This window comes from Streptomyces sp. NPDC041796, assembly GCF_055590785.1.
In genome coordinates, this window is record NZ_JBVJAH010000107.1 from 1 (window position 1) to 1,102 (window position 1,102).

Consider the following 1,102-nt stretch of genomic DNA (forward strand, 5'->3'; position numbering starts at 1 on the left):
CAGCCTCGGCTACCGCAGTCCCGCCGAATACGAGACTGCCCTGGCGGCCTGACCACCACACCGAAGGTGTCCGCCAAAGCGGAACAAGCTCATTCCTGCATCTGTCCACGTGTTCCTCGCTTCACTGAAGGCTTCTCATCCTGAGCGCCAGGCGATTTCGATGGCGTGAACGGCGGCGACCGTGCGGCCGATGCGGTTGGTGCTGCAGCGGGCTTTGCGGAGGATCCGCCATTGCTTGAGGCGTGCGAGGGCGCGTTCGCCCGGTGCCCGCAGGCGGGCGTGGTCCCGGTTGAACTGGGCGTATTTCTCGGGGAGGTCGCGGCCGTAGTAGGGGGTGCGGACGGTGGCGCCGGCTCTGCGGTAGGCCCGGTCGGCCAGGACGAGGAGCTGATGGGACAGGCAGGCTTGGATCACCCCGTGGGCGCGGGCTGCGGTCAGGTCGTGCGTGCGGCCGGGCAGCGCTCGCGAGAACCACAGCGGTGTTCCGTCCGGGGCGGCCACGACCTGCACGTTCATCCCGTGACGGCGGTGCTTCATTGAGTAGTACGGTTCGTCCGCCGCGATGCGGTCGGTGGCGATCAGAGTGCCGTCGAGGATGACGAACCCTTCAGGTGGCGGCTCGCGCAGGGCGGGAGCGCGTTCGGCGAGGATGTCGACCGTTTCGCTCACGTATCGGCCGGCGGTGGCGGTGGAGACGCCGAACCCCGCGGCGACCTGGGCCAGGGTCTCGTTCTTGCGCAGGTGCACCAGGACGAGCAGGGCCTGCCGGAAGCAGCCCAGCTTGCGCCAGCGGGAGTTCAGCTCACACCTTCGGGCGTAGATGAGCCAGGAAACATGCTCAACGACCTCATGCGGGACATCGAGCATGGCACGATACGGGACCAACAGGGCTCCTGTGTCGAGGCGTTGGCGAGTGAGATCACCAGCCGCAACGACCAGGAGCCCTGCCGCGTCACGGGTCCCAACCGCCAACCGCCATCACCCGCGAACCCCAGGATGAGAAGCGTTCACTGAACCTTTTTCATCCTGCCTCTGCGGGGCTGTAAGGCCTGGTCATCTGGGGTGGTGACGTGGCAGAGCCCCCGGTCGTTGGCGGTGTTGA

The 1,102-nt window shown here is 67.1% G+C and carries 1 protein-coding gene; it reads right to left on the reverse strand.

What is annotated here, in order from left to right:
* Window positions 1-135 precede the first annotated feature (135 nt).
* Window positions 136-867 carry a transposase family protein gene (locus tag ACZ6C1_RS39090; RefSeq protein WP_469247784.1) on the reverse strand — a complete coding sequence of 244 codons (732 nt, stop codon included), beginning with the start codon at window positions 865-867 and terminating at the stop codon, window positions 136-138.
* Between the last annotated feature and the right edge of the window lie 235 nt (window positions 868-1,102).

Coding starts and splice junctions, on each gene's coding strand:
- ACZ6C1_RS39090 (WP_469247784.1), bottom strand. CDS start 867: ATGCTCGATGTCCCGCATGAGGTCGTTGAGCATGTTTCCTGGCTCATC.